At 40.7% G+C, this 24089-nt stretch carries 19 protein-coding genes; 11 read left to right on the top strand and 8 right to left on the bottom strand.

What is annotated here, in order from left to right; all coding sequences use genetic code 11:
- Positions 1-8: 8 nt before the first annotated feature.
- The 6 genes from MKL36_RS13955 (at position 9) to MKL36_RS13930 (ending at position 7249) form a co-directional block, all read left to right on the top strand.
- A complete protein-coding gene (locus MKL36_RS13955) occupies positions 9-1895 on the top strand; it encodes a feruloyl-CoA synthase (RefSeq protein WP_171251830.1) in 1887 nt (628 codons plus the stop codon).
- Positions 1896-1969: 74 nt separating this feature from the next.
- A complete protein-coding gene (locus tag MKL36_RS13950; RefSeq protein WP_021510582.1) occupies positions 1970-3109 on the top strand; it encodes an acyl-CoA dehydrogenase family protein in 1140 nt (379 codons plus the stop codon).
- A gap of 81 nt (positions 3110-3190) precedes the next feature.
- Positions 3191-4441 carry an OprD family porin gene (locus MKL36_RS13945; protein WP_000041309.1) on the top strand — a complete coding sequence of 417 codons (1251 nt, stop codon included), beginning with the start codon at positions 3191-3193 and terminating at the stop codon, positions 4439-4441.
- A gap of 56 nt (positions 4442-4497) precedes the next feature.
- Positions 4498-5034, top strand: a complete 537-nt coding sequence (locus tag MKL36_RS13940; RefSeq protein WP_021510583.1) for a DUF3237 domain-containing protein — start codon at positions 4498-4500, stop codon at positions 5032-5034.
- A gap of 40 nt (positions 5035-5074) precedes the next feature.
- Positions 5075-5464, top strand: a complete 390-nt coding sequence (locus MKL36_RS13935; protein ID WP_000372413.1) for a PaaI family thioesterase — start codon at positions 5075-5077, stop codon at positions 5462-5464.
- Positions 5465-5497: 33 nt separating this feature from the next.
- Positions 5498-7249, top strand: a complete 1752-nt coding sequence (locus tag MKL36_RS13930; protein WP_021510584.1) for a tannase/feruloyl esterase family alpha/beta hydrolase — start codon at positions 5498-5500, stop codon at positions 7247-7249.
- 70 nt (positions 7250-7319) lie between these two features.
- Here MKL36_RS13930 and MKL36_RS13925 read toward each other — a convergent pair whose 3' ends face one another.
- The 4 genes from MKL36_RS13925 to gudD form a co-directional block, all read right to left on the bottom strand.
- Entirely contained in the window at positions 7320-8033 is a 714-nt protein-coding gene (locus MKL36_RS13925; RefSeq protein WP_000092890.1) for a FadR/GntR family transcriptional regulator, read from the bottom strand.
- A gap of 242 nt (positions 8034-8275) precedes the next feature.
- Complete coding sequence (locus tag MKL36_RS13920; RefSeq protein ID WP_086374218.1) at positions 8276-9862, bottom strand: aldehyde dehydrogenase (NADP(+)); 1587 nt, start codon at positions 9860-9862, stop codon at positions 8276-8278.
- A 30-nt stretch (positions 9863-9892) separates the two neighbouring features.
- Positions 9893-10804, bottom strand: coding sequence for a 5-dehydro-4-deoxyglucarate dehydratase (gene kdgD, locus MKL36_RS13915; protein ID WP_000339249.1), 912 nt, complete (start codon positions 10802-10804; stop codon positions 9893-9895).
- A 162-nt stretch (positions 10805-10966) separates the two neighbouring features.
- Positions 10967-12301, bottom strand: coding sequence for a glucarate dehydratase (gudD, locus tag MKL36_RS13910; protein ID WP_021510586.1), 1335 nt, complete (start codon positions 12299-12301; stop codon positions 10967-10969).
- A gap of 285 nt (positions 12302-12586) precedes the next feature.
- Here gudD and MKL36_RS13905 point away from each other — a divergent pair, with 285 nt between their 5' ends.
- From MKL36_RS13905 to MKL36_RS13895, 3 genes are all read left to right on the top strand, one after another.
- On the top strand, positions 12587-13945 hold the full coding sequence (locus MKL36_RS13905; protein WP_021510587.1) for an MFS transporter: 1359 nt from the start codon (positions 12587-12589) through the stop codon (positions 13943-13945).
- 70 nt (positions 13946-14015) lie between these two features.
- The gene (gene garD, locus MKL36_RS13900; protein ID WP_021510588.1) at positions 14016-15563 is read left to right on the top strand and encodes a galactarate dehydratase; all 1548 of its coding nucleotides are present in this window, start codon (positions 14016-14018) and stop codon (positions 15561-15563) included.
- A 125-nt stretch (positions 15564-15688) separates the two neighbouring features.
- A complete protein-coding gene (locus MKL36_RS13895; protein ID WP_001181015.1) occupies positions 15689-16585 on the top strand; it encodes a DMT family transporter in 897 nt (298 codons plus the stop codon).
- Between the two features lie 15 nt (positions 16586-16600).
- Here the strand turns inward: MKL36_RS13895 and MKL36_RS13890 are convergent, their stop codons facing one another.
- Positions 16601-17671, bottom strand: coding sequence for an AraC family transcriptional regulator (locus tag MKL36_RS13890; RefSeq protein ID WP_021510589.1), 1071 nt, complete (start codon positions 17669-17671; stop codon positions 16601-16603).
- Positions 17672-17800: 129 nt separating this feature from the next.
- Here MKL36_RS13890 and MKL36_RS13885 point away from each other — a divergent pair, with 129 nt between their 5' ends.
- Positions 17801-19261, top strand: a complete 1461-nt coding sequence (locus tag MKL36_RS13885; protein WP_021510590.1) for a coniferyl aldehyde dehydrogenase — start codon at positions 17801-17803, stop codon at positions 19259-19261.
- Between the two features lie 81 nt (positions 19262-19342).
- On the opposite strand, the gene MKL36_RS13880 is transcribed toward MKL36_RS13885, so the two are convergent.
- The 3 genes from MKL36_RS13880 to MKL36_RS13870 form a co-directional block, all read right to left on the bottom strand.
- Positions 19343-20806 carry an amino acid permease gene (locus MKL36_RS13880; RefSeq protein ID WP_021510591.1) on the bottom strand — a complete coding sequence of 488 codons (1464 nt, stop codon included), beginning with the start codon at positions 20804-20806 and terminating at the stop codon, positions 19343-19345.
- Positions 20807-21204: 398 nt separating this feature from the next.
- Positions 21205-22299: an arginine N-succinyltransferase gene (astA, locus tag MKL36_RS13875; RefSeq protein ID WP_021510592.1), complete on the bottom strand. Its 1095-nt coding sequence runs from the start codon at positions 22297-22299 to the stop codon at positions 21205-21207.
- The gene (locus MKL36_RS13870) at positions 22296-23531 is read right to left on the bottom strand and encodes an aspartate aminotransferase family protein (RefSeq protein WP_021510593.1); all 1236 of its coding nucleotides are present in this window, start codon (positions 23529-23531) and stop codon (positions 22296-22298) included. The genes astA and MKL36_RS13870 overlap by 4 nt, the downstream gene beginning before the upstream one ends.
- 135 nt (positions 23532-23666) lie before the next feature.
- Between MKL36_RS13870 and MKL36_RS13865 the strand changes: the two genes are divergently transcribed.
- Entirely contained in the window at positions 23667-24089 is a 423-nt protein-coding gene (locus MKL36_RS13865; RefSeq protein ID WP_002001056.1) for an Lrp/AsnC family transcriptional regulator, read from the top strand.

Here is a 24089-nt window from a genome sequence, read left to right as displayed (position 1 = left end):
TCCATGGAGTGAAAGAAATGCAAATGAATGCCACTCAATCACAAGACCGCGAACGGTTCGTAAAATTAGGGCAACACGATATTCATTATCACTATAAAGATCAAACGCTCTATATCAGCCCAAAAGAGCAATTAAAACCGTATCCACAAAAACTGACAGATCGGTTAATTCATTTTGCACAAACCAAACCCGACCATATTTTTGCAGCAAAACGCAATGCTCAAGGCGAATGGGTCAAACTGAGTTATGCAGAAGTTCTACAACGCGCATGGCACATTGCTCAGGCTTTGCATGACCGTAATTTAAGCCAAGAACGACCACTCGTTATTTTAAGTGGTAATGATCTTGAGCATTTAACACTCTCTATGGGTGCTATGCTGGCAGGTGTACCTTTCTCGGCTATTTCCCCTGCCTACTCTCTTATTTCTCAAGACTTTGGCAAACTTAAACATGTGTTTGAAGTGCTCACACCTGGTATGGTTTATGCCAGCGATGGACAAGCTTTTGCCAAAGCCATTCAGGCATGCATTACATCCGATATTGAAGTGGTAACCAATAAAGGGATTGTAGGCGATCAGATCTGCACGTCTTTTCAATCGCTGTTAGATACGCCCGTTTCAAATGTTCAAGAGTTTTACCAAACCCTTGATGAAAACCAGATTGCCAAATTCTTATTTACATCAGGTTCAACTAAATTACCTAAAGCTGTACCGACCACACATTTAATGTTGTGTGTTAATCAGCAAATGTTATTGCAGACTTTCCCTGAGTTTGAAGAAACGCCGCCTGTCCTACTCGACTGGCTGTCTTGGCACCACACATTTGGCGGCAGTCACAATGTCGGCATCGCACTCTATAACGGCGGTACCATTTACATTGATGACGGTAAACCCGTTGCAGGAAAATTTGACGAAACCATTCGCAATCTCAAAGAAATTTCTCCAACAGTTTATTTAAATGTGCCAAAAGGTTGGGAAGAACTCACCGAAGCGTTAGAAAAAGATGAAGAATTAAGAGACCGCTTTTTTGCCAAAGTTAAAATTTTATTCTTTGCAGGCGCCGCGCTCTCAGAAGCGGGCTGGAACAGACTCGATAAAATTGCTCAGGAACATTGCGGAGAAAAAATCCGCATCATGAGCGGATTGGGCATGACTGAAACTGCTCCCTCTTGTGCTTTTACAACTGGCCCACGCGTGATGGCTGGTTTTATTGGTTACCCTGCTCCGGGATGCGAAATCAAGCTGGTTCCATGTGGTGACAAACTTGAGTTCTGTGTTCGTGGCAAACATGTCATGAAAGGCTATTGGCGCTTAAAAGCAGACCAACAAAGTACTATTTTCGATGATGAAGGCTTTTTCCATACAGGCGATGCCGTTCGTTTAGTCGACATCAATGATCCAACCAAAGGCCTGATGTACGACGGACGAATTGCCGAAGACTTTAAACTCAATACAGGCACTTTTGTGAATGTCGGCACACTACGCAACAAAGTGCTCATTCAAGGTAATTTACTCATCCAAGATGTTTGTATTACTGGTTCAAACCTGAATGCTGTGGGTTTTCTGATTTTTCCAAAATTAGAAGCATGTGCTCAATATGCAGGTCTTAAGCTTGGTGATCATTCTGCAACAGAGATATTACAGCATCCTAAAGTCCAGCAATGGTTCCGCCAATTTTTAACGACCTTTAATAAAGATGCGACTGGCAGTTCAAATACAGTCTCAATGCTTTATTTAATGACCGAACCACCTCAGTTAGATGCCGGTGAAGTGACCGATAAAGGCAACCTTAATCAAAGCAGTATTACGAAACGTCGTGCCGCTTTAATTGATGAGCTTTATCAAAAGCAGACTGATAACCCACTGATTATTCGGGTGCCCACCTTAAAACAATAAGCAATTGAAATAAAAAAGGAAGCTCAAATTTCGGTTTGGGCCTTAGCCTCACTTTTGCCAAAAAAAGGTTCAACATGCCACACGATACAGAATTTGAACTATTTCGGGACAGCTATCGCAGGTTCTTAAAAGAACAGGTCGCTCCATACTACGAACAATGGGAACACGATGGTCTTATCCCACGTGATTTATGGCTTCGTCTTGGGGAAAATGGCTTTTTGTGCGTTGATGTGCCCGAGGAATATGGCGGCTATGGTGCTCCTGTGCACTACTCACTCATGCTGGTTCAAGAAACTGCTCAAGCTGGCTTTGCATCTTTGGCGGTTGCCATTGGTGGGCAAAATGAGTTGGTCTCACCTTATCTGCAAAATATTGGAACTGAAGAACAAAAACGTTATTGGCTACCCAAAATGGTGACAGGTGAAGTCGTCACTGCAATTGCCATGACAGAGGCCAATGCTGGTTCAGACTTACAAGCCATACGCACTCAAGCGATTTTAGAAAATGACCACTATCGTGTGAATGGTTCAAAAACGTTTATATCAAATGGCTTGCATGCCGACCTGATCGTTTTAGTAGCAAAAACTGATCCTCAAGCTAAAGCAAAAGGCATTTCGATTTTTTTAGTTGATGCTGCTTTAGACGGTGTTAAAAAAGGCCGTTCATTACAAAAAATCGGACTCCATGCCCAAGATACAGCCGAACTATTTTTTGATGATGTCTGTGTGCCTGCAACTCAGCGTCTGGGGGAAGAAGGACAAGGCTTTGCTTATTTAATGCAAGAGTTACCGCGTGAACGTTTGAGTATTTCCATGATGGCTTTGGGCTCAATTTTAGGCGCCATCGAACTGACCAAAGACTATGTATTAGAGCGTAAAGCTTTCGGGCAACCTTTAAGCCAGATGCAAAACACACGCTTCGTGCTCGCAAACGCGCAAATCAAAGCCAAAGCCGCACAAGCTTTTGTAGATCAATGTGCAGCGCTGTATCAACAACACCAGTTAAGCGTGACTCAAGTTGCCGCACTGAAATGCTTTATTACCGATGTCCAATGTGAAGTGATTGACCAATTACTTCAGCTTTTTGGTGGCTACGGTTACATGCAGGAATACCCGATTTCACGCTTTTTTGTGGATGCGCGGGTACAAAAAATTTATGGGGGAACCAATGAAATTATGAAAGAAATCGTCGCCCGAGAACTGCTCGGAAAATAATTCGATTTAAAAACCAAACAAGGCAGACACAACAACTATGCCTTGTTGAAAACAAAAAATGTTATTTCAGGAAGAAATGCTATGTCGAAATTATGGATGTACTCTACCCTTATGCTCTCAGGTTCAGTGTGGGCTGGCAGTTTTATTGATAACAGTTCAGTAGAACTCACCACACGAAATTTCTATTTTGACCGCGACTACCAAGAGCAATCTGCTTACCCTGCTGCCAAGGACTGGACACAAGGTTTTATTCTTAAAGCCAATTCAGGTTATACCGAAGGGACTGTCGGTTTTGGGCTGGATGTGCTTGCAACGGCAGGCTTTAAACTCGATGCCGATGCCGAGCACGGAGGTACAGGAAACTTACCTAGAGACACGCGCACCAATGAGCCTGCCGACTCTTATGGCGAAATTGGGGTCACAGCAAAAGCGAAAATGAGCCAGACCGAACTACGCATTGGTACCCTAATGCCAATGAATCCTGTTTTAGTGGCTTCACCTGCTCGTTTGCTTCCTCAAACTTATCGAGGAATTTCACTGACCAGTAAAGATATTAAAGATTTTGATTTACAGGCAGCCTACCTCGATAAAGTGAATCATCGGGATTCGACCAACTATGAAAAAATTAAAATTTCAGGCGTAAATGGACGATTTAAAAGTGCCGAAACTGATGGACTTTATTATTTAGGTGGAAACTATCAGTTTAATCCTGCACTCAAGCTCACCGCTTTTTACATGGACGTTGACGATCTTTATAACCAAACCATGGTCGGTGCCTTACATCAACACAAAATTAATGACACCACTAATTTTAGCTCGCAATTACGTTACTACCGCAGCCGAGATGACGGACAAGCAAAAGCAGGCTTAGTCGATAATGACCTTTATCATGCGCATTTCGAACTTAAACATCAAAACCATAAATTTATTTTTGGGACTTTCCAACATCATGGCGACACCGCGTTTCCGTATTTAACGGGAGGTGAAACGGGTCTACTCATTGATACATGGCCGGGCGAGTTTTTAAACCCAAAAGAAAAAGCCTATAGCTTCCGTTATGAATATGACTTTAAAGATTATGTTCCGGGTTTACGTTTTATGACTCGTTACACCACAGGTCACAATATTTATGCACCCAACTTAGGTGGAACCAATCTAAAAGAGCGAGAAACAGACTTTGATTTAGGTTACACCGTTCAAAGTGGCTGGTTAAAAAATCTAGGGTTACGCGCGCGCTACGCCATTTATGACAACAACATGCTCTCTACAGCCAATATCAAACCTGTAAACGAAACCCGTCTCAACATCGACTACACATGGAAATTTAAATAATTAAAACCAGAGGTTCTGTCACACATAGAGCCTCTTTTTATTTCGGGAAATTCATCATGAAGAAAGTTGTAACACTACTCTGCGGAATTTGTCTCATTGGGCTAACTCATGCCGAAACGCAATATAACCCACCACCTATTCAGCTTGAGCCTTTAGCAAAATTTAGTGTTGATCTAAATGCGTCTGTTTGGGAATTAGGCACAACCAGTGATGCAGGTAAACGCCGAATTATTCCCATTACAGGTGGGACATTCGAAGGCAAATCACTTAAAGGCCACATTTTAAATAATGGTGCAGATTGGCAAATCGTTGACAGTAAAGGACTGGCCATTATTGATACGCGATATTTGTTAGAAACCGATGACGGTGCGCTTATTTACCTTCAAACCAAAGGTTACCGCCATGGCTCGGCAGAGACGCTAAAACAGCTTGCCCAAGGCAAAGATGTGGACCCGAAAAACTACTATTTCAAAATTACCATGCAGTTTGAAACCAGCTCACCAAAATATTCATGGCTCAATCAGACCGTTGCGGTAGGCAGTGCAATGCGTTTGGGTAAAGCAGTTATTTATGATGCCTATACCCTGAAATAATAATTTTTATAACACCTACAAAAAGGATGGAGCCTTCATTATGGATCAAAAAACTTTAGAACACTTACCGCCCATCCATCACCATTTGGGTGGACATAATATCCATTGGAATGACCAAAACACTGAACTCACCATCCACTACACGGCGCTAGAAAGCTTTACCAATCCACGCGGCACCGTTGAAGGCGGCATGATCTGCGCCATGCTTGACGATGTGATGGGACTTTTTGCATATCTCGCCAATGACCGTAAACCCGCCACCACCATCAATTTAACGATGGATTTTTTAAAGCCCTGTGCTGTGGGTGAAGTCATTACAAAATGCCGATTCATTAAACAAGGCAAAACTGTACTAAATCTCGAAAGTGAAGCTTGGCAAAACAACAAGATGATTGCACGAAGCACAGCTAATTTTTTGGTTTTAGATTAATTGCAAACATTCATTCAATAAGGATATGAATAAATGAATTACACCAACAATAAACGAATTTTGACCCACTCCGCTTTGGTGCTTGCCATGCTTGGTGCTTTGGCAGGCTGTGGAAGTGATAATGATGACACAACGGTTCCGTCAACAACCAAACCACCGCAGTTATCTCCTGCTGTTGGCGTAAAAATGACAGGAAGCTGTTCAGACTTACTCGGATTTCAGTACAACAATACCGTTATTAGCTCAGCTACCCTTCAAGAAACAGGCACATTGACTGTCGCCAACAAACCGATTGGTGCACATTGTTTGGTCAAAGGTTATATGGATCAACGGGTAAGCCCTGTCGATAGACAAACTTATCAAATTGGTTTTGAAATGCGCTTACCAATAGACTGGAACGGCCGTTTCCTCTATCAAGGTAATGGCGGAACCGATGGCAATTTAGTCCCTGCCACAGGTCAGGTCGGCAGCGGCGGTCCACTCACCAATGCCCTGCATGATGGTTTTGCTGTTATTTCCTCCGACGCCGGACATAATGCTTCACAAAATCCGATGTTTGGTTTAGACCCTCAAGCTAGAATTAACTACGGCTACGGTGCGATTACCAAACTCACGCCTATGGCAAAAAACCTAATTAAAGCCGCATATGGTAAATTGCCAGACCGCTCCTATGCAGGCGGCACATCGAACGGTGGGCGTCATGCCATGATTGCTGCAACTCGTTTGGGCGACCAATATGACGGAATTTTAGCAAGTACACCGGGTTTTCATTTACCTCGTGCAGCCGCGGCTCAGCTCTACACAGCACAGCAGCTTCGTCGTGTCGCAACAGATGAAAATGACCTAAGTACCGCACTTACTCTTTCAGAGCGTAAAGTATTAGCAAAAGCGATTTTAGATCAATGCGATGCTTTAGACGGTGTTACAGATGGCTTGGTTCAAGACGTCGAGACTTGCCGTACAGCTTTTGATATTCATAAGCATGTACCCGTTTGCTCAAGCACAAGAGACGGTACTTGTTTAAGCACCGAACAAATTGATGTATTAGCCAACATTTACCGTGGTCCTGTAAATTCGGCTGGACAAGCCCTCTATGCAACCCAGCCTTTCGACCCCGGTTTAGTGGGAAGCAACTGGGCAAGCTGGAAATTCGAATCTTCGGTGGGAACAGCACGTGACCCCGTTGCAGTCGGCATTCTTTTTCAGGTTCCACCAGACCCAACTGTGACTCAAAACTCTAGACAATTTGCCTTTAATTTTAACTTCGATACCGACTATCCAAAACTATCAGCAACCAATGATGTTTATACCGAAAGTTCCATGTCATTCATGATGCCACCCGATGAACTCAATCTAGATAAACTCCGTAATCACGGTGGAAAAATGATTGTAGTACAAGGCACAGCAGATGGCGTTTTCTCTGTAGATGACACTCAAAATTGGTACGATCAACTGCTACAACACTATAAAAATGATGCAAAAGGCACAGCACCTGAATTTGCACGTTTCTTTAGAGTTCCAGGCATGAACCATACCCGTGATGGCATTGCGACCGACCAATTTGACGCATTGACTGCTTTAGTTAATTGGGTGGAATATGGGCAAGCACCTGACAAAATCATTGCAACTGCACGCGGTGCAGGTAACCCGAGTGGTCAAGTGAATACTGAACTTCCACAAGACTGGGCATCAAACCGCACCCGTCCACTTTGCCCTTACCCGCTGATTGCCCGTTACAATGGTCAAGGTGATAGCGAAAAAGCCGAAAACTTTAGCTGTAAATAGCGCCTTATAAAATTAAAAGAGAGCTAAACAGGCTCTCTTTTTTATTTTTATCTTAATCTTAGCTCAAGCTTTACTGCTTAAACTTTTTAATACTTTTAGACAAATGAGCTCGCATCATTTGTCTAGCCAACAAACCGTCCTGATCCACAATTGCGTTATAAATATTGACATGATCATGGTGAACCGCTTTTAAATATTCTTCGCGATTTTCAGGACTTTGCTCAATAGATTTAACACGTGCACGTGGAATAATTTTTTCACCCAGATACTTCAAAAAATCAACGAAATATTGGTTTTCAGAAGCTTCAGCAATGGCAATATGGAAATCATAGTCAGCTTTTACCGTACCATCATTTGCATCTGAAGAAATATGTCGTTCAAAGTCCTCAAGCGCAGCTTTCATTTTATCAATATGGATTTGCTTACGGCGCTCAGATGCTAAAAAGACAGCTTCAGATTCAAGACTAATCCTAAGCTCAAGCAAGGAAATAATGTCATTAATGGTTTCTAAACTGGCATTAGACAACAGAAAATTTTGCTCAACTGTCTGCTCTTTGACAAAAGTACCAATTCCGTGACGAGTCTCGACAAATCCTAATGAACGCAACTCAGTAATTGCTTCGCGAATGACAGAACGGCTTACTTCAAAAGTTTCAATTAATTCAAGTTCGGTCGGGATCTTTTCTCCAACTTTAAATTCTCCAGACTGAATTTTTTCGATCAGTTGTTCTACAATAATCTGGCTTAGTTTTTTTGTTGATCTAGGTTTAATTGCGCTAGACATAATCTGAAGAACTCATGAAATGTTGAAAAAAATTATAAAATTCATTTTACTATAAACTTAGCCGATAGTCATATTCGGTTTTTAGACCCCTAAGTTATTAAAAATAAAATATTTTCTCTCACTTATCAAACCACCACTCATATTTAAAAAGTAAGCAATTTGTGCTTATTTAAATATTTAACAATTCTTTGAATAAGTTAAAAAATATGCAGCTCAATACTCTTGATTGAGCTGCACCATTTTTAAATTTGGGCCTGACTTAACCGCCCATTGACCAGACGAGTAATCTGTAGCGGATTACTGTCTTTTAATGCATCGGGCAATAATACTTGTGGCGTATTTTGGAAACATACCGGACGTAAGAAGCGCTCAATCGCTCCCGTACCTACCGAAGTTCCGCGTGCATCACTGGTTGCAGGGAAAGGACCACCATGTACCATAGCATCCGATACCTCCACCCCTGTCGGGAAACCGTTAAACAATATACGGCCAGCTTTACGGGTTAACAAATCAAGAAGCTCGCCTGCCTTAGACAATTCATTTTCATCACCAATAATGGTTGCTGTAAGCTGTCCACCTAAAGCTTCAATACCCTTCAACAGAGTGGCTTCATCTTCGACCGCAATCACAATCGACATCGGTCCGAAAACTTCATGTTGTAGTTTTGGGTTGCCTGACAATAAAACAGATTGGTCCGCTTTAAACAGATGTGCTTTTGCTTGAGAAACTAGCTCAGGTTCCTGACCCGATGCAATGATCTCAAAACCAGCTTCATTTATTAATGCATCAATACCAGTTCGATAGCTTTTTAAAGTACCTTCATTCAACATAACCTGAGGCACAGCTTTCTGCGTATTTTCAGCTAAAGCTGTAATAAAGCGATCAAACTCGGGGCCTTTTATACCTAAAATTAGACCCGGTTTTGTACAGAACTGGCCACATCCCATATTAAAAGAAGCAACCGTATCTTGTGCAATCTGTTCACCACGTGAATGAAGTGCTTCAGGTAAAACCACCACAGGGTTCACACTCGACATTTCAGCAAAAAATGGAATCGGCTGAGGACGGCTCTGCGCAAGGTTATAAAGCGCCATTCCTCCTTCAAGTGAACCTGTAAAACCGGCTGCCTGAATCAGTGGATGTTCTACCAAGTTTGCACCAATACGGCCACCAAAAATCATATTGAATGTGCCTTTAGGCATACCGCAAACTTCAATTGCTTTTTCAATGGCTTCTGCAACAAGCTCAGCAGTCGCCATATGGCCAGAGTGTGCTTTAAAGACAACCGGACATCCTGCTGCTAAAGCAGCTACGGTATCACCGCCTGCAGTTGAAAATGCGAGTGGGAAATTACTCGCGCCAAATACGGCAACTGGTCCTACCCCAACTTTATATTGACGCAAATCTACACGCGGCAAAGGCTTACGTTCTGGCAATGCCACATCAATACGGGCACCATAAAAATCGCCGCGGCGTAAAAGTTCAGCAAATAGTCGAAGCTGTCCAGTAACACGGCCTGTCTCCCCTTGAAGACGAGCAAGTGGCAAACCTGTTTCAAGTGAAGCGACCTCTTGCAGGTTGGCACCTAATGCTTCAATTTGGCGAGCAATTTCTTCAAGAAAAGAGGCACGTTGTTCTTGAGTCGTTTGGCTATAAACTAAAAAAGCGTTATGTGCAGCTTGAGCAGCCTGATCTACTTCTTCAAGTGTTGCCTGACTAAATACATAACCTGTTGGTTGATAGTCTTTTGCAGCTATACTTTCTAGAGCTGGTGCATTTACAGCAACGCGTTGACCATTAATAAACTGCCGACCGTTATTTTTACTCATTTTAAAGCTCCAATACCTAAACAGTTAGAATTATTGCGGACCAAGTGTCGCAATGAGAGCAGCCAAATCTTCATAGTCTGCTTGAGTTAAATCACTTAATGGTGGACGCACAGGGCCTGCATCATGCCCAACAATTTTGGCACCTGCTTTAATCATGCTTACCGCATAACCTGATTTACGGTCGCGAATTTTAATCAGTGGCAAGAAGAAATCTTTAATCAAACGATTGGTTGTTTCAAAGTCATCACTGCGAAGCGCGTTATAAAACTCCATAGCAGTCTTTGGAATAAAGTTAAATACAGCTGACGAGTAAACTGGGCAACCTAAGGCTTTATATGGCGCTGCAAAAACTTCTGCTGTCGGCAAGCCACCTAAATATGACAAACGGTCTCCAATAGTTTGAGTCACTGCCGTCATCATATCAATTTGGCCAGAGCTGTCTTTAAAACCGATTAAGTTCGGGCACATCTCGGCTAACTTTTGGATTGAATCGAGATTTAATCTTGATACGCTACGGTTATAAAAAATTACGCCAAAGTCTACTGAATTACATACTTGCTTAACATGTTCAATTAAACCTTCTTGGCTTGCTTCAGTTAAGTAATGCGGCATTAACAAAATACCGTGTGCACCTAAGCGCTCTGCTTCTTTTGCCTGTTCAATCGCCTGACGTGTCGGACCACCTGCCCCAGCAATAATCGGTACACTGCCTTTGCATGTATCTACCGCAGTTTTAATTACTTCAGAATATTCATTGCCAGTTAATGAGAAAAACTCACCTGTACCACCTGCAGCAAATAAAGCACTTGCGCCGTATGGAGCTAACCACTCAAGACGTTTTGCATAAGAAGATTTATTAAAATCTCCGTTTTGATCGAAATCTGTTACCGGGAAAGACAGTAAACCATCAGAAATAATGTTTTTTAACTCAAGAGCATCCATTTGCAAGTTTCCATACGTGTTTATGTTGTCAGACATCTTACATCATCAATCTAATTTCTTTCAATATCTTTTTTCTTTTTAAAATTAATTTTTTTATAGCAATAAAAAAGCTGCCCCAAAGGACAGCTATCAATTCAATATTTAAATACGAATCGAGTCAGATTAACGAACCAAACATGGCTTTTTATTATTAAAAGTCCAATTAGGAATCAGAAATTGCATCGCATCCGCATCATTACGAGCTCCTAAACCTTTTAACTTATAAAGTTCATGGGCTTGATTAATTCGGTCCCAATCAAGTTCGACACCAAGTCCCGGTGCTGTTGGTACCTGAATTTTACCGTCTTTAATTTCAAGCGGTGCTTTAGTCAGTTGATCTGTACCTTCTTGCCAAATCCAGTGCGTATCAATTGCAGTCACATTACCCACGGCAGCCGCTGCAACATGGGTAAACATGGCAAGGGAAATATCAAAGTGATTATTTGAATGCGATCCCCACGTTAAGTTATACATTTTACATAACTGAGAAACACGCACCGAACCTTCCAATGTCCAGAAATGCGGGTCAGCTAATGGAATATCAACAGATTGCAATTGAATACTATGCGACATTTCCCGCCAGTCAGTCGCAACCATATTCGTGGCGGTCGGTAACCCCGTTGCTCGCTTAAACTCAGCCATAATTTCACGGCTTGAATAACCTTGCTCTGCACCACACGGGTCTTCCGCATAGGCCAGCACACCTTTTAAATGTTTACCTAAAGCAATTGCTTCATCTAAAAACCACGCACCATTTGGATCAAGCGTCACACGTGCATCCGGGAAACGGCGCGCGATAGCTGTAACAGCTTCAGCTTCTTGTTCGCCCTGTAATACACCACCTTTTAATTTAAAGTCTTTAAAACCATAACGGTCATAAGATGCTTCTGCTAAACTCTGCACAGCCTCAGGTGTTAACGCTTTTTCATGACGAACTTTATACCAATCATGGTTATGTTGAGGTGTAGTCGCATAGTCTAATGAAGTCTGTTTGCGGTCACCAATAAAGAATAAATACCCTAATACTTCAACTTCACTACGTTGTTGCCCTTCACCAAGTAAACTTGCAACATTTACATTTAAATGCTTACCAAGCAAATCAAGTAATGCCGATTCATAGGCCGTTACAACGTGAATGGTTGTACGCAAATCAAAGGTTTGGTTTCCTCGACCACCACTGTCACGATCAGCAAAAGTTTGCTGAATTTTTTTAAGTAGATTTTTATATTCACCAATCGGCTGCCCTTCTACCAAGGCTTTAGCATCATTTAATGTCGCTAAAATTTTCTCTCCGCCTGGAATTTCACCTACACCAATATTTCCAGAGTTATCTTCAATGATGAGTATATTACGAGTGAAATAAGGTCCATGGGCACCACTCAAATTGAGCAGCATACTGTCATGCCCAGCAACAGGGATTGCTCGAATGGATTTAACAATAGGTGTAGAGGTCGCCATTAAAATACTCCTTGGCATACTGATACTATTTTTTCATCACCAAAACTTATAAGACATCAGACAACTTGTCAATATAAACTCGCACAAAAATTATTTTTCGAGCCTACTTGCCAAAATAATATTTTTAATCATATGATGTCATACATCTAAAGGCGCGGTTTTAGAATTAGGACTATAGAGTAGATACAACATTCCGTTTTCTCATCTATTCTATCGATGAATTTGACATGACGTCACCTATTTCACGGATATGCAAATAGGTCGATTATTAAAAAGAGTTTGTATATGGATAATCTGCAAACAAATATTGCTGTAGTGACTCAGCAAAGAGCCAAGCATACAAAAACTCGCTATTACATTCTTGCGATGATTTTTTTGGTCACGGCTTTTAATTACGGTGATCGTGCAACTCTCTCAATGGCAGCAACGCCAATGTCTCATGAACTGGGAATTGACTCAGTCACTATGGGATATATTTTCTCGGCCTTTGCATGGGCCTATGTGATTGGTCAAATTCCAGGTGGCTGGCTACTCGATAAGTTTGGTGCTCGCCGTGTATATTTCTGGAGCCTGTTTTTATGGTCTTTGTTCACTGTTTTAATCGGTTTTACCGACATTTTAGGTGATACTGCGACCATCATTACTTCACTCTTTATACTCAGATTTTTAGTCGGTCTGTCTGAGTCACCTGCTTTTCCGGGTAACAGTAAAATTGCTGCTGCATGGTTTCCAACAAAAGAACGTGGAACTGCCGCTGCCATTTTTAACTCATCCTCTTATTTCTCGACCGTACTTTTCGCTCCCCTCATGGGCTGGCTTGTTGCAACCGTCCACTGGCAGTCTATTTTCTGGGTCATGGGTGGTTTAGGAATCATTCTTTCCTTTATCTGGCTCAAGGTCATTTATAGCCCGACCAATCATCCAACAGTAAATCCTGAAGAAGTGAAATACATTGCTTCAGAAGGTGCTTTACTCGATATGGGCGAAAACAACCAAAACGCTAAAAAAGAGAAAATTACTTGGGGTAAAGTTAAACAACTTCTTGCTTCACGTATGATGCTCGGTATTTTTATTGGCCAATATTGTGTAAATACACTGACCTATTTTTTCTTGACTTGGTTCCCTGTTTACCTTGTCAAAGAAAGACATCTCAGCATTTTAGAAGCGGGTTTTGCAGCGGTTGCACCAGCACTCTGTGGCTTTATAGGCGGAATTTTAGGTGGCTTAATTTCAGATAAGTTAATTCGAATGAATTACAGCTTAAGCTTTTCGAGAAAGCTCCCTATCGTAGTCGGCTTCTTGGTTTCAACCTCAATTATTTTATGTAATTACGTAGATTCTCAAGCAGCAATTGTATTCTTTATGTCCTTATCATTCTTCGGTAAAGGAATCGGCTCTTTAGGTTGGGCAGTGATGTCTGACGTTGCACCCAAAGAAATGGTTGGTTTATCAGGTGGAATGATGAATGCATTTGGTAATACAGCAGGAATCGTGACCCCAATTGTGATCGGCTATATCTTGGCAAGTACTGGCTCTTTCAACCTGGCATTAACTTATGTCGGTGTACATGCCATCGCAGCTGTCATTTGCTATACCGTTATTGTCGGTAAAATTCAGCGTTTCGAATTAAAACCTACTTCTTAAACCTTTACACCATAACGCTTAAACACATTAAGCGTTATGACCTCTCTTCAAATGTATACAAGGAACGATCATGCTGAAGCCTCTCCTAATAAGAATCAGTCCTCTCGATAATGTAGCCATTGTGGTCAATGACGGTGGCTTACCATCGTCTACATATATTGAAGAATACCAACTCACCTTGGTTGATGAAGTACCACAAGGACATAAGGTTTTATTGGAGCCGTTAAAGCAAGGTGAAGCAATTGTTCGTTATGGCGAAATCATTGGCTATGCCAATAAAGATTTAACCGCAGGTTCTTGGGTGAATGAAGCTGTTACCCAAATGCCAGAGGCACCTGAGCTAGATGATCTTGAATTAGCAACTCGCCCCGATCCTAAGCTTCCTCCACTGACCGGATATACATTTAAAGGTTATAAAAATAAGGATGGCAGCGTCGGCACAAAAAATATTTTAGGTATCACGACCAGTGTTAACTGTGTAGAGGGTATTGTCGATTATGTCGTTAAAATTATTGAACGTGATTTACTTCCAAAATATCCAAATGTAGATGGTGTAGTTGGATTAAACCATTTATATGGTTGTGGTGTGGCAATCGATGCACCCGCTGCAATTGTTCCTATTCGTACCATACATAACCTTGCACTCAACCCTAATTTTGGTGGAGAAATTATGGTGGTGAGTCTGGGCTGCGAAAAAATGCAACCCGAACGACTTTTAAATATTCCTAAAGAAAACAAATATATTCCCCTAGCAAACGAAGATATTATTCAGTTACAAGATGAACGCCATAACGGTTTTGAAAGTATGGTGAACCATATTTTAACCGTGGCAGAACAACACCTTGAAAAGCTTAATCAACGTACTCGAGAAGAAGTTCCAGCTTCTAATTTAGTTGTAGGCATGCAATGTGGGGGGAGTGATGCATTTTCCGGAGTTACCTCTAACCCTGCCGTTGGTTTCGCAGCTGACTTGATTGTGCAATGTGGCGGTACAGTCATGTTCTCTGAAGTTACGGAAGTCCGCGATGGTATTCACCTACTTACTCCACGTGCAGCAAATGAACAAGTTGCCAAAGATCTAATTCGGGAAATGAAATGGTATGACGATTACTTAGCAGCAGGCCAAGTGGACCGAAGTGCCAATACCACACCAGGTAATAAAAAAGGTGGACTGAATAACATTGTAGAAAAAGCGATGGGATCAATTGCAAAATCGGGCCGCTCACCGATTGTAGAAGTTCTCGCACCGGGTCAAAGACCGACTAAAAAGGGTTTAATTTTTGCGGCCACCCCTTCGAGTGACTTTATCTGTGGTACGCAGCAAATGGCATCTGGTATTACCGTTCAAGTCTTTACCACAGGTCGCGGTACACCCTACGGGCTGGCAGCCGTACCTGTCATTAAAATGGCAAGCCGAAACAATATTGCAAACCGTTGGTATGACCTGATTGATATCAGTGCTGGCGATATTGCGATTGGGAAGAAAACTATTGAAGAAGTGGGCTGGGAACTTTTTGAGCTGATTTTACGCGTGGCTAGCGGTGAGAAACAAACGTGGTCGGACCGTTGGGGTATTCATAACTCACTCGCTGTATTTAACCCTGCACCAGTGACCTAATAAGGTTTAGAAGATGAGGTTATATCACCTCATCTTTCTTATTTCCCCTATTAATTACGACACATTTCACTAAAACTTAACAGCGCTGCTAAAATAACATCGAAAATTAAGAACTGTATTTCTCTATGCAAAATCAGACTGCTTCAAACCTCCCCTCTACACAACTTGGAAAAGCACTGCTTTGTCTTATGACGTCGGCATTATTGTTTTCCATTATGGGAGTGTGCATTCGTTTTGCTTCACAAACGGTAGATAACGCGACTGTCGTGTTTTTTAGAAATGCAGTAGGTTTATTTATTTTTATTCCGATGCTCTTTAAACAGGGGCTAGATTTTATTAAAACCGATAAACTCTGGATGCATACTTGGCGAAGTATTGTCGGGCTAGCCGCCATGTATGGTTTTTTCTATGCCATTGCGAACTTAAAACTATCGAATGCTATGGTTTTTAGTTACTCATCTCCTATCTTTATTCCACTCATTGCATGGCTTTTCTTAAAAGAAAAAATTACCAAATCGATGATTTTTGCCGCTGTGATTGGGCTCATTGGAGTTTTATTTGTCGCTAAACCCGATCAAGGTCTATTTAACGCACTATCATTTATTGGCTTGGGTGCATGCTTTTTATCAGCAATGGCCTTTGTGACTGTAAGAGCTTTAACCAGTACAGAACCACCTGAACGTATTGTTTTTTACTTTTGTGTTTTTGGTAGTTTAATTTCCTCTATTCCGATGTTTTGGCATTGGCGTATTTTCACTTGGCATGAACTAGCACTACTCATTGCCGCAGGACTTTTAGCTAATATTAGTCAACTGTTTATGTCTTATGCCTACAGCTTAGCGCCGGCAGGACAAATTGGCCCAATGAATTACATTGCTATTATTTTTGCAGGGATATGGGGATTTGTTTTTTGGCATGAATTACCGGATTTATTCAGCATTATCGGCATATTTATTATTTTATTTGCCATTTTGCTCTGTAATCCATTTTTGCAGAAAAAGTTACTCTCTCGATTTAAATAATAAACAAACCTTAATCTAATTTAGGTACTGTATTCGATACTCATTTGGTGAAATGCCTGTCCAGTGACGGTAGGCTTTTCGAAAGTTAGAAGTATCTGAAAAGCCAATTCTCTCAGCAATTTCATCTATGGTTAAAGTTGTCTCTCGCAAATATTCATCCGCAAGCCGGCGCCGAGTCTCATCTAACAATTCTTGATAGGTTAAATCAAAACCTGCCAAGCGCCGGTGTAAAGTACGCTTTGAGATATGTAAACGTTCAGCCATTTCTTGAGCTGATGGAAAAAGCCCCGTTCCATCCAATAGTATTAAACGAATCGTTTTCACCAACTCAGGCTCCTCAAGTTCAGCAACGCCTAGCATCCGCTCACAAAACGACTTACACATGTCCGCAGTAATCGGGTTGGCATTTGGGCAAGGTACATCGAGCCACTTTAAATCAAAATGCCATTGCATCACCCCAGCATTAAACTGAACGGGGCAACGAAACACTTTTTCATATTCTTCTGCATAGTCTAGCGCTGGGTATGGTAATAAAAGCTTCTTTGCTTGAAATGGTCCTTCAAGTACCCGTTCAATTAAAGTTTGCATAGAGCTAAACCAAAACTCGCACACTAAAGGCAAAAGTTTACCAAGTGCAATAATGTCCTGCCCTTCAAAAATGGCAACATCATCTCGCACATAGAATGACTTTTTTAAAATAGGTCCTGCAAGCTTAATGTGTCGAATACCAAGCTCTACCGCTTGTCTAAAATTACGTGAGGAATATAACGCATAGCCATACACTCCAAAATCTGACAATCGCTGCTTTTGCCCTGCGCGCAGACCAATGAGTGGATCATTTGATAGCTTTTGAATATTTTGAAATAGCTGAATTTTTTGGACTTGGGAAATATATAAAGAGGATTGATTCATAGCATCTGGTGAAATATTTGTGCCAGATAAAACATCGGATATTGAATGGCCTTGCGCCCCCATTTCATCAAATAAACTGGTTAAACCCAGCAAATATGTATTGGCACCTAAGGGTGTATTATCATAATTTCCTTCGATAACACTATTTGCATTTTTATAAAGATTTTTAGGCATTTAACTCATACCATCCCTAGAGTGACGTGCATAATGGCACTAAACTACCTCTTGTTGTCTCAATTTAACATCGACCATACGACGCTTCAAGCATAAAGTATGATAAGCAAAAGTATGGAAGGAACAATAATGGAACGCTCCACTTTAAAAGAATATAGCGGCTCTGCCACTGAACATATGGAACTTATTTTTTCCAAACAACGTGCCAATTTTGAGGCAGATCCTTACCCAAGTCTTGAAGCACGCCGCACAAAACTGCATCAACTTAAAAAACAAATTATTCGTTATCAAGATGCTTTAGCTGCCGCGATTAATTCCGATTTTAGTTCTAGATCACTTGATGAATCTAAACTACTAGATTTGCTTGGTTCTGTGTTGGAAGCTGATCATGCGATTCATCATTTACGCCGCTGGATGCGTCCAAGTAAACGCCGTACCGAGCTTTTATTTTTATCGAACCGTTTAAGTGTGCAATACCAACCTAAAGGCGTGGTTGGTGTGATTGTTCCTTGGAATTTCCCTGTTTATTTAGCACTTGGCCCGCTCATTGCAGCTTTGGCTGCGGGCAATCGAGTCATGATTAAACTCCCTGAAATTACTCCGAATACTAATGCAATGCTAAGACGCATGCTTGCCGAAGTCTTTAATGAAGATGAAGTGGCTGTGTTTGGTGAAGAAATTACAGATCCAGCTAGATTTACCACTTTGCCATTTAACCATATTGTCTTTACTGGCTCCCCGACTATTGGCAAGGTCGTCATGCGAGCTGCTGCTGAAAATCTAACACCTGTTACACTTGAGTTAGGTGGCAAATCACCGGCTATTGTGAGCCGTAATTATCCACTTGCCGATGCTGCAAAACGCATTACCCATGGTAAAGCAACTAATAGTGGTCAAATCTGTGTAGCGCCTGACTATGCGTTGGTTCCAAAAGAAAGTATTGATGAATTTGTTGAAGCTGCGAAATCAAGCTTTATAAAAATGTTTGGTCAAAACATTGAAAATAATGAGAATTACACATCCATTGTGAACGACCGCCATTTAAAACGTATCCAAGATGTCTTGACCGATGCGCAAGAAAAAGGTGCTCGTATTATTCCTTGCGATACTTACAGCTTTGACCAACAAGGTCGCAGGATGCCTGTACAGATTGTGCTGAACTGCACGCCAGACATGCGCATTATGAAAGAAGAACTCTTTGGCCCTATTTTACCTGTGGTGGCTTATGATTCTTTAGATGATGCGATCACTTATGTGAAATCGGATGAACGACCTTTAGCACTTTATTGCTTTACGCATAGTTCATTAGAACGTGATCGTATTTTGCGTGAAACTCATTCGGGTGGTGTGACCATCAATGACTGGGGTTGGCATGTAGTTAACCATGATGCTCCTTTCGGTGGTATCGGCAACTCAGGCATGGGGTCATATCATGGTGAGGAAGGTTTCCGCGAACTTTCACATGCTAAAACGGTTTTTATTCGTCATCGGTTTTTCCCGACTCAGCTTTTCCACCCTCCTTATGGAACATTCCTTCAAAAGTTAGCGATTCGCTTTTTCTTGAAAAAAGGCGATCCAAATATTAAGTAACCATTATAGAAAAAGCCTCGTAATGAGGCTTTTTCTATTGGTTTAAATAATAAGATTTCTAATAAAATCACTAAAATTTATTTAAATATAATCAACCTTTTGAGCTTTTAAAATATCAAGCTGCAACATCTTTTTCTTTTTATATTTATAGGCAATAAACAAACCAATAAACCAGATTGGTGAGCACTCAAGTGCAATTAAAGTATCATGGTCTAAAGCCAAAATTACGATAGTAAACACTAAAAACAACATAGTCATCCAAGCCATAAATAATCCACCCGGCATTTTATATTTTGACTGGATGTGTAGTTCTGGGCTTTTCTTACGATAATAAATATACGAAAGCACAATCAACATAAACGTAAAAATACATAAAATTGAAGTGAGCGCTGAAATAATCGTAAATGCGGTCATAACATTAGGCACAATAAATAAAATAGATGTTCCAACCGTTACGCATGCCATTGAAAATACAAGTCCTCTAATTGGAACTTTTCTTTTTGACAGCTTACTAAAGCTTTTAGGTGCATCATTATCTAACGCTAGACCGTATAACATACGACTGGTTGCAAAGATTCCACTATTTGCAGAAGATAAAGCCGAAGTCGCAACAACAAAGTTGATTAAACCCGCCGCAATTGGTAACCCGACCAAAGTAAACATTTCTACAAATGGGCTCTTTTCTGGTGAAACTTTTGCCCAAGATGTGACTGCAATAATACAAACCAAGGCGCCTACATAGAATAATAAAATGCGTAAAGGAATAGAGTTAATTGCTTTCGGAAGTGAAGTATGCGGGTCTTTGGTTTCAGCAGCAGTCGTACCGACAAGCTCAATACCCACAAATGCAAAGATGGCAATTTGGAAGCCAGCCAAGAAACCTGTAACGCCATAAGGAAACATAGATTGTGTTTCAAACAAATGGCTCATCGAGGCCTTAACCCCATTTGGAGAAGTAAATCCGGTACCAATTAAATAAATACCAGCCAGAATAAACAGAATAATTGCAGTAATTTTGATGAGTGAGAACCAAAACTCAAGTTCACCAAAAAGCCGAACAGCCACAAAGTTGAGTATGGTTAAGATCGCCAATGAAGTAAATGCCGGAATCCAAACAGGTAAATCTGGATACCAAAACTGCATGTACCCTCCGATCACGATTACATCGGCAATCGCAGTAATAATCCAGTTACACCAGTAGGACCAACCAAGGAAGAACCCCGCCCACGGACCGAGATAAGCCGTTGCAAAATCGGCGAATGTTTTAAAATTGGTATTCGCAAGCAACAATTCACCCATTGCACGCATTACGAAGAAAAAGAAGAAACCAATAATTAAATAGGTTAAAACAATTGAAGTACCCGAAACACTTAATGTTTTCCCGGAACCCATAAATAATCCAGTACCAATTGCACCACCGATTGCGATCATTTGAATATGACGATTTGTCAATGAGCGCTGCAATTTCTCTTCTTCTTGCTCAGTCATATGTTGACTACCAAGAAGATCTCCTTCCAGGAACTGCTTTCCGTTATTCTTACTCATGTAATATTTACTCCAATTTATAGCAACCGTCGTAAATGCTTTAATAATAAACAAATTATATGATTATTAATTTAGTCCATTAAACCATTCTAAAAATATTATTAAATCACTTAAGACCTTATAAATTCCTTTTTAAAAGCCATCACCTATAACAATAAAAATTATTCATCATTCCTTTCCTTCATTATTATATTAACCTGATTTCCAAAATATAATTTCGATAATCACTTAAAATATATAGATTAATTAAATATTTTATTGATTTACCTTTTATATAGAAAAACAGGCTAATTAATTCCAGCTCAGCGAGCAAGATTGTATTTATCCATATACCCCTCTTGCGCTAGCGATAATATAGTATTCCTTCTTAAATTTGGTGAAATGTATAGTATTTCTGCTTAATTAATAGCCATTCGCAAATGCTCTGTTTCTTTAAGTTTGTTCACTATCTGTGGGTTCGAGTCCTGTTTAACATGGACACTTAGCACACGAACTAAAGAGCCATTTTCAACATTTAATTGTTTTGCTTGTGCTTTTGTTATTTGCAATAACTCCTGATAAGGTGTGCCGAATACAAGAATGGCTCGATAATTTTCATAGTTATCGTTGGCCACAATATAGGGTTCATCACCTGAACTAAGAGGAATAGACTCTACAACTTGCACAGTTAAAATCTGGCTTTCTTTAATTGCTCGTAAATTTTCAATATCTGCTTGCAGCGTTGCACCACCATCAAAAATATCTATATAGCCTTTGTAGCGCAGTCCTTCTTCAAGCAAGAGATTGTAGGCTGGTCGAGTATTGGGATGAACAATACCAATCGCGGCTTTAGCATCATCAGGCAGCATATCAACATAGAGTGGATGTCTTGGCATCAGCTCAGCAATAAAAGCCTTTTGTCCCACCCCACTCAAATAATCGGCTTTGGTAAATTCAATATTAAAAAACTTATGGCCTACCGCATTCCAAAATGGTGACTGCCCATTTGCATCAGAGTATCCACGCATTTCGGCAACAATCGTTTCTTCAAAATATTGGCGAAAGGCAGAGAGAAACAAGAAACGGACTTTAGATAAAAATTTGCCATTTTTATTTAAGCGATAGTCAGGATCTAAAAATAAAGTACAAAGCTCACTACAGTTAGTATGGTCATTACTCAAATACAAAGTAGGTAAAGCGTTATAAACACTTAAGGGTTCTGAAGCGTGAACTTGGGTTCCTACATGGAAATTGTACCAAGGCTCTTTTAAACCAAGAGCGACTTCAATACCGCAAACGCCAACAACTTTGTTGAGTTCAGTATCTTCTAAAACAAATAAGTAAACCTGATCTGCCTTTGGGAGTTCGCCTGCGACTGTCTTACACGCCCTCTCAATACGAGCAGCAAGTTTTTCCATATTTGGCTGCAAAGATGTCAAGCCAAAACCTGCTTTTTGCGCCAACAGGTAAAGGTCATTAACATCCCTAGGTTCAATGTAGCGAATAATCATCATGCTGCTTGTTCATCCTTTTGAATTTCCACAAAGCGAGCAAGCGCACGTTCAAAGCGTTTTAAGCCCTCATCAATATCAGCAAATGGAACGATTAAAGAAGGTGTAAAACGGACTACATTTGGACCAGCAATAAGACTCAGTAAACCTTCTTCACCCGCAAGGTTATTAATATCTTTTGCTTTACCAGCAAACTCGTCTTTTAAAACACATCCGAGCAATAAACCACTGCCACGAATTGCTTTAAAGACTTCATATTTTTCATTTAATTGATTTAAAGCGTTTTTATAGTAGTCGTGACGCTCTTTAACGCCATTCAGCACTTCAGGTGTATTAATAAACTCAAAGACTGCTCCTGCAACCGCACTTGCTAACGGGTTACCACCATAAGTCGTACCATGTGTACCGACAGAAAAATGCGGAGCAAACTTATCAGTTGTTAACATTGCACCGACTGGGAAACCACCGCCCAAGGCTTTTGCAGTAGTCAGTACATCCGGAATCACACCGTAGTTCATGTAGGCATATAGTGCACCTGTACGGCCGACACCAGTTTGTACTTCATCAAAAATAAGTAAGGCACCGAACTCATCACACAGTGCTCTTAAGCCTTTTAAAAATTCGATGTCAGCAGGAATAACTCCGCCTTCACCTTGGATTGGCTCAACAATGACTGCACAAGTTTGCTCATTAATGACTGCTTTTGCAGCTTCTAAATCGTTAAAAGCAACGTGATTAATGCCATTTGGAAGTGGTGCAAAGTCTTGTGAATATTTTGGTTGGCCACCTGCCGAAACGGTAAATAAAGTACGGCCGTGGAACGCATTGTTAAATGCAACGATGCCACTTTTGCCAGCAACACCACTGTCTAGCCCAACTTTACGCGCAAGTTTTAAAGCTGCTTCATTCGCTTCTGCACCTGAGTTACAGAAGAAAACCTTGTCTGCAAATGTATTTTCAGTGAGTTGTTTTGCAAGGCGTAGAACGGGTTCATTTGTATAGCCATTACCGACGTGCCAAAGTTTTTTTGCTTGTTCTGTTAACGCATTGACTGCCACTGGATGCGCATGACCTAATGCATTTACTGCAATCCCGCCTGCAAAATCGATATATTCTTTATTTTCTTGATCCCAGATACGTGAACCTTCACCACGTACCGGAATGAAATTTGCCGGTGCAAATACCGGGACCATCCACTCGTTAAAGTCACCACGAGAAACTGCAAAATTATTCATCTTATCTAGTCCATTAAATTGAATTATTCAGGTTAACTGATGACCTTATTATTCAAAATCAAATTGATTCACAAAATTTGTAATTCAGTAAAAAATGAATTATTTTTTACCAATCTGATAATTGACAATTACATTATGGACAATATTGATCAAATTATTTTAGGTTTACTTAAAGATAACGCACGGATGTCTGTAACCGAGTTAGCCGAAAAAGTTCACGTCTCAAGAGCAACGATTAAAAAGAGAATGGAGTATCTTGAATCTTCGGGCATTATTACCGGATATACGGTTCGTTTTAAACCAAATGCGGAACGGAATGTTATCCGTGCATGGATGAGCATTATGGTCGAAGGCACCAAAGCACAGTCTGTAATTAAAGAACTACGCCTAGAAAGTGCGGTTGAATGTCTGCATAAAACCAACGGTAAATGGGATATTTTGGTTGAACTACGTTCAGACACTTTAGAAAACTTCGATAAAGTATTAGAGAGAATTCGAAATATTTCAGGTATTTACAACAGTGAAACTAGTATTTTACTTGCTAGCCATAAGACCTAA

The organism is Acinetobacter sp. AOR12_HL, from assembly GCF_027855275.1.
Classification (GTDB): Bacteria; Pseudomonadota; Gammaproteobacteria; order Pseudomonadales; family Moraxellaceae; genus Acinetobacter; species Acinetobacter baumannii.
The sequence above is the reverse complement of the archived record's forward strand: the minus strand, read 5'-3'. Positions and strand labels throughout refer to the sequence as shown.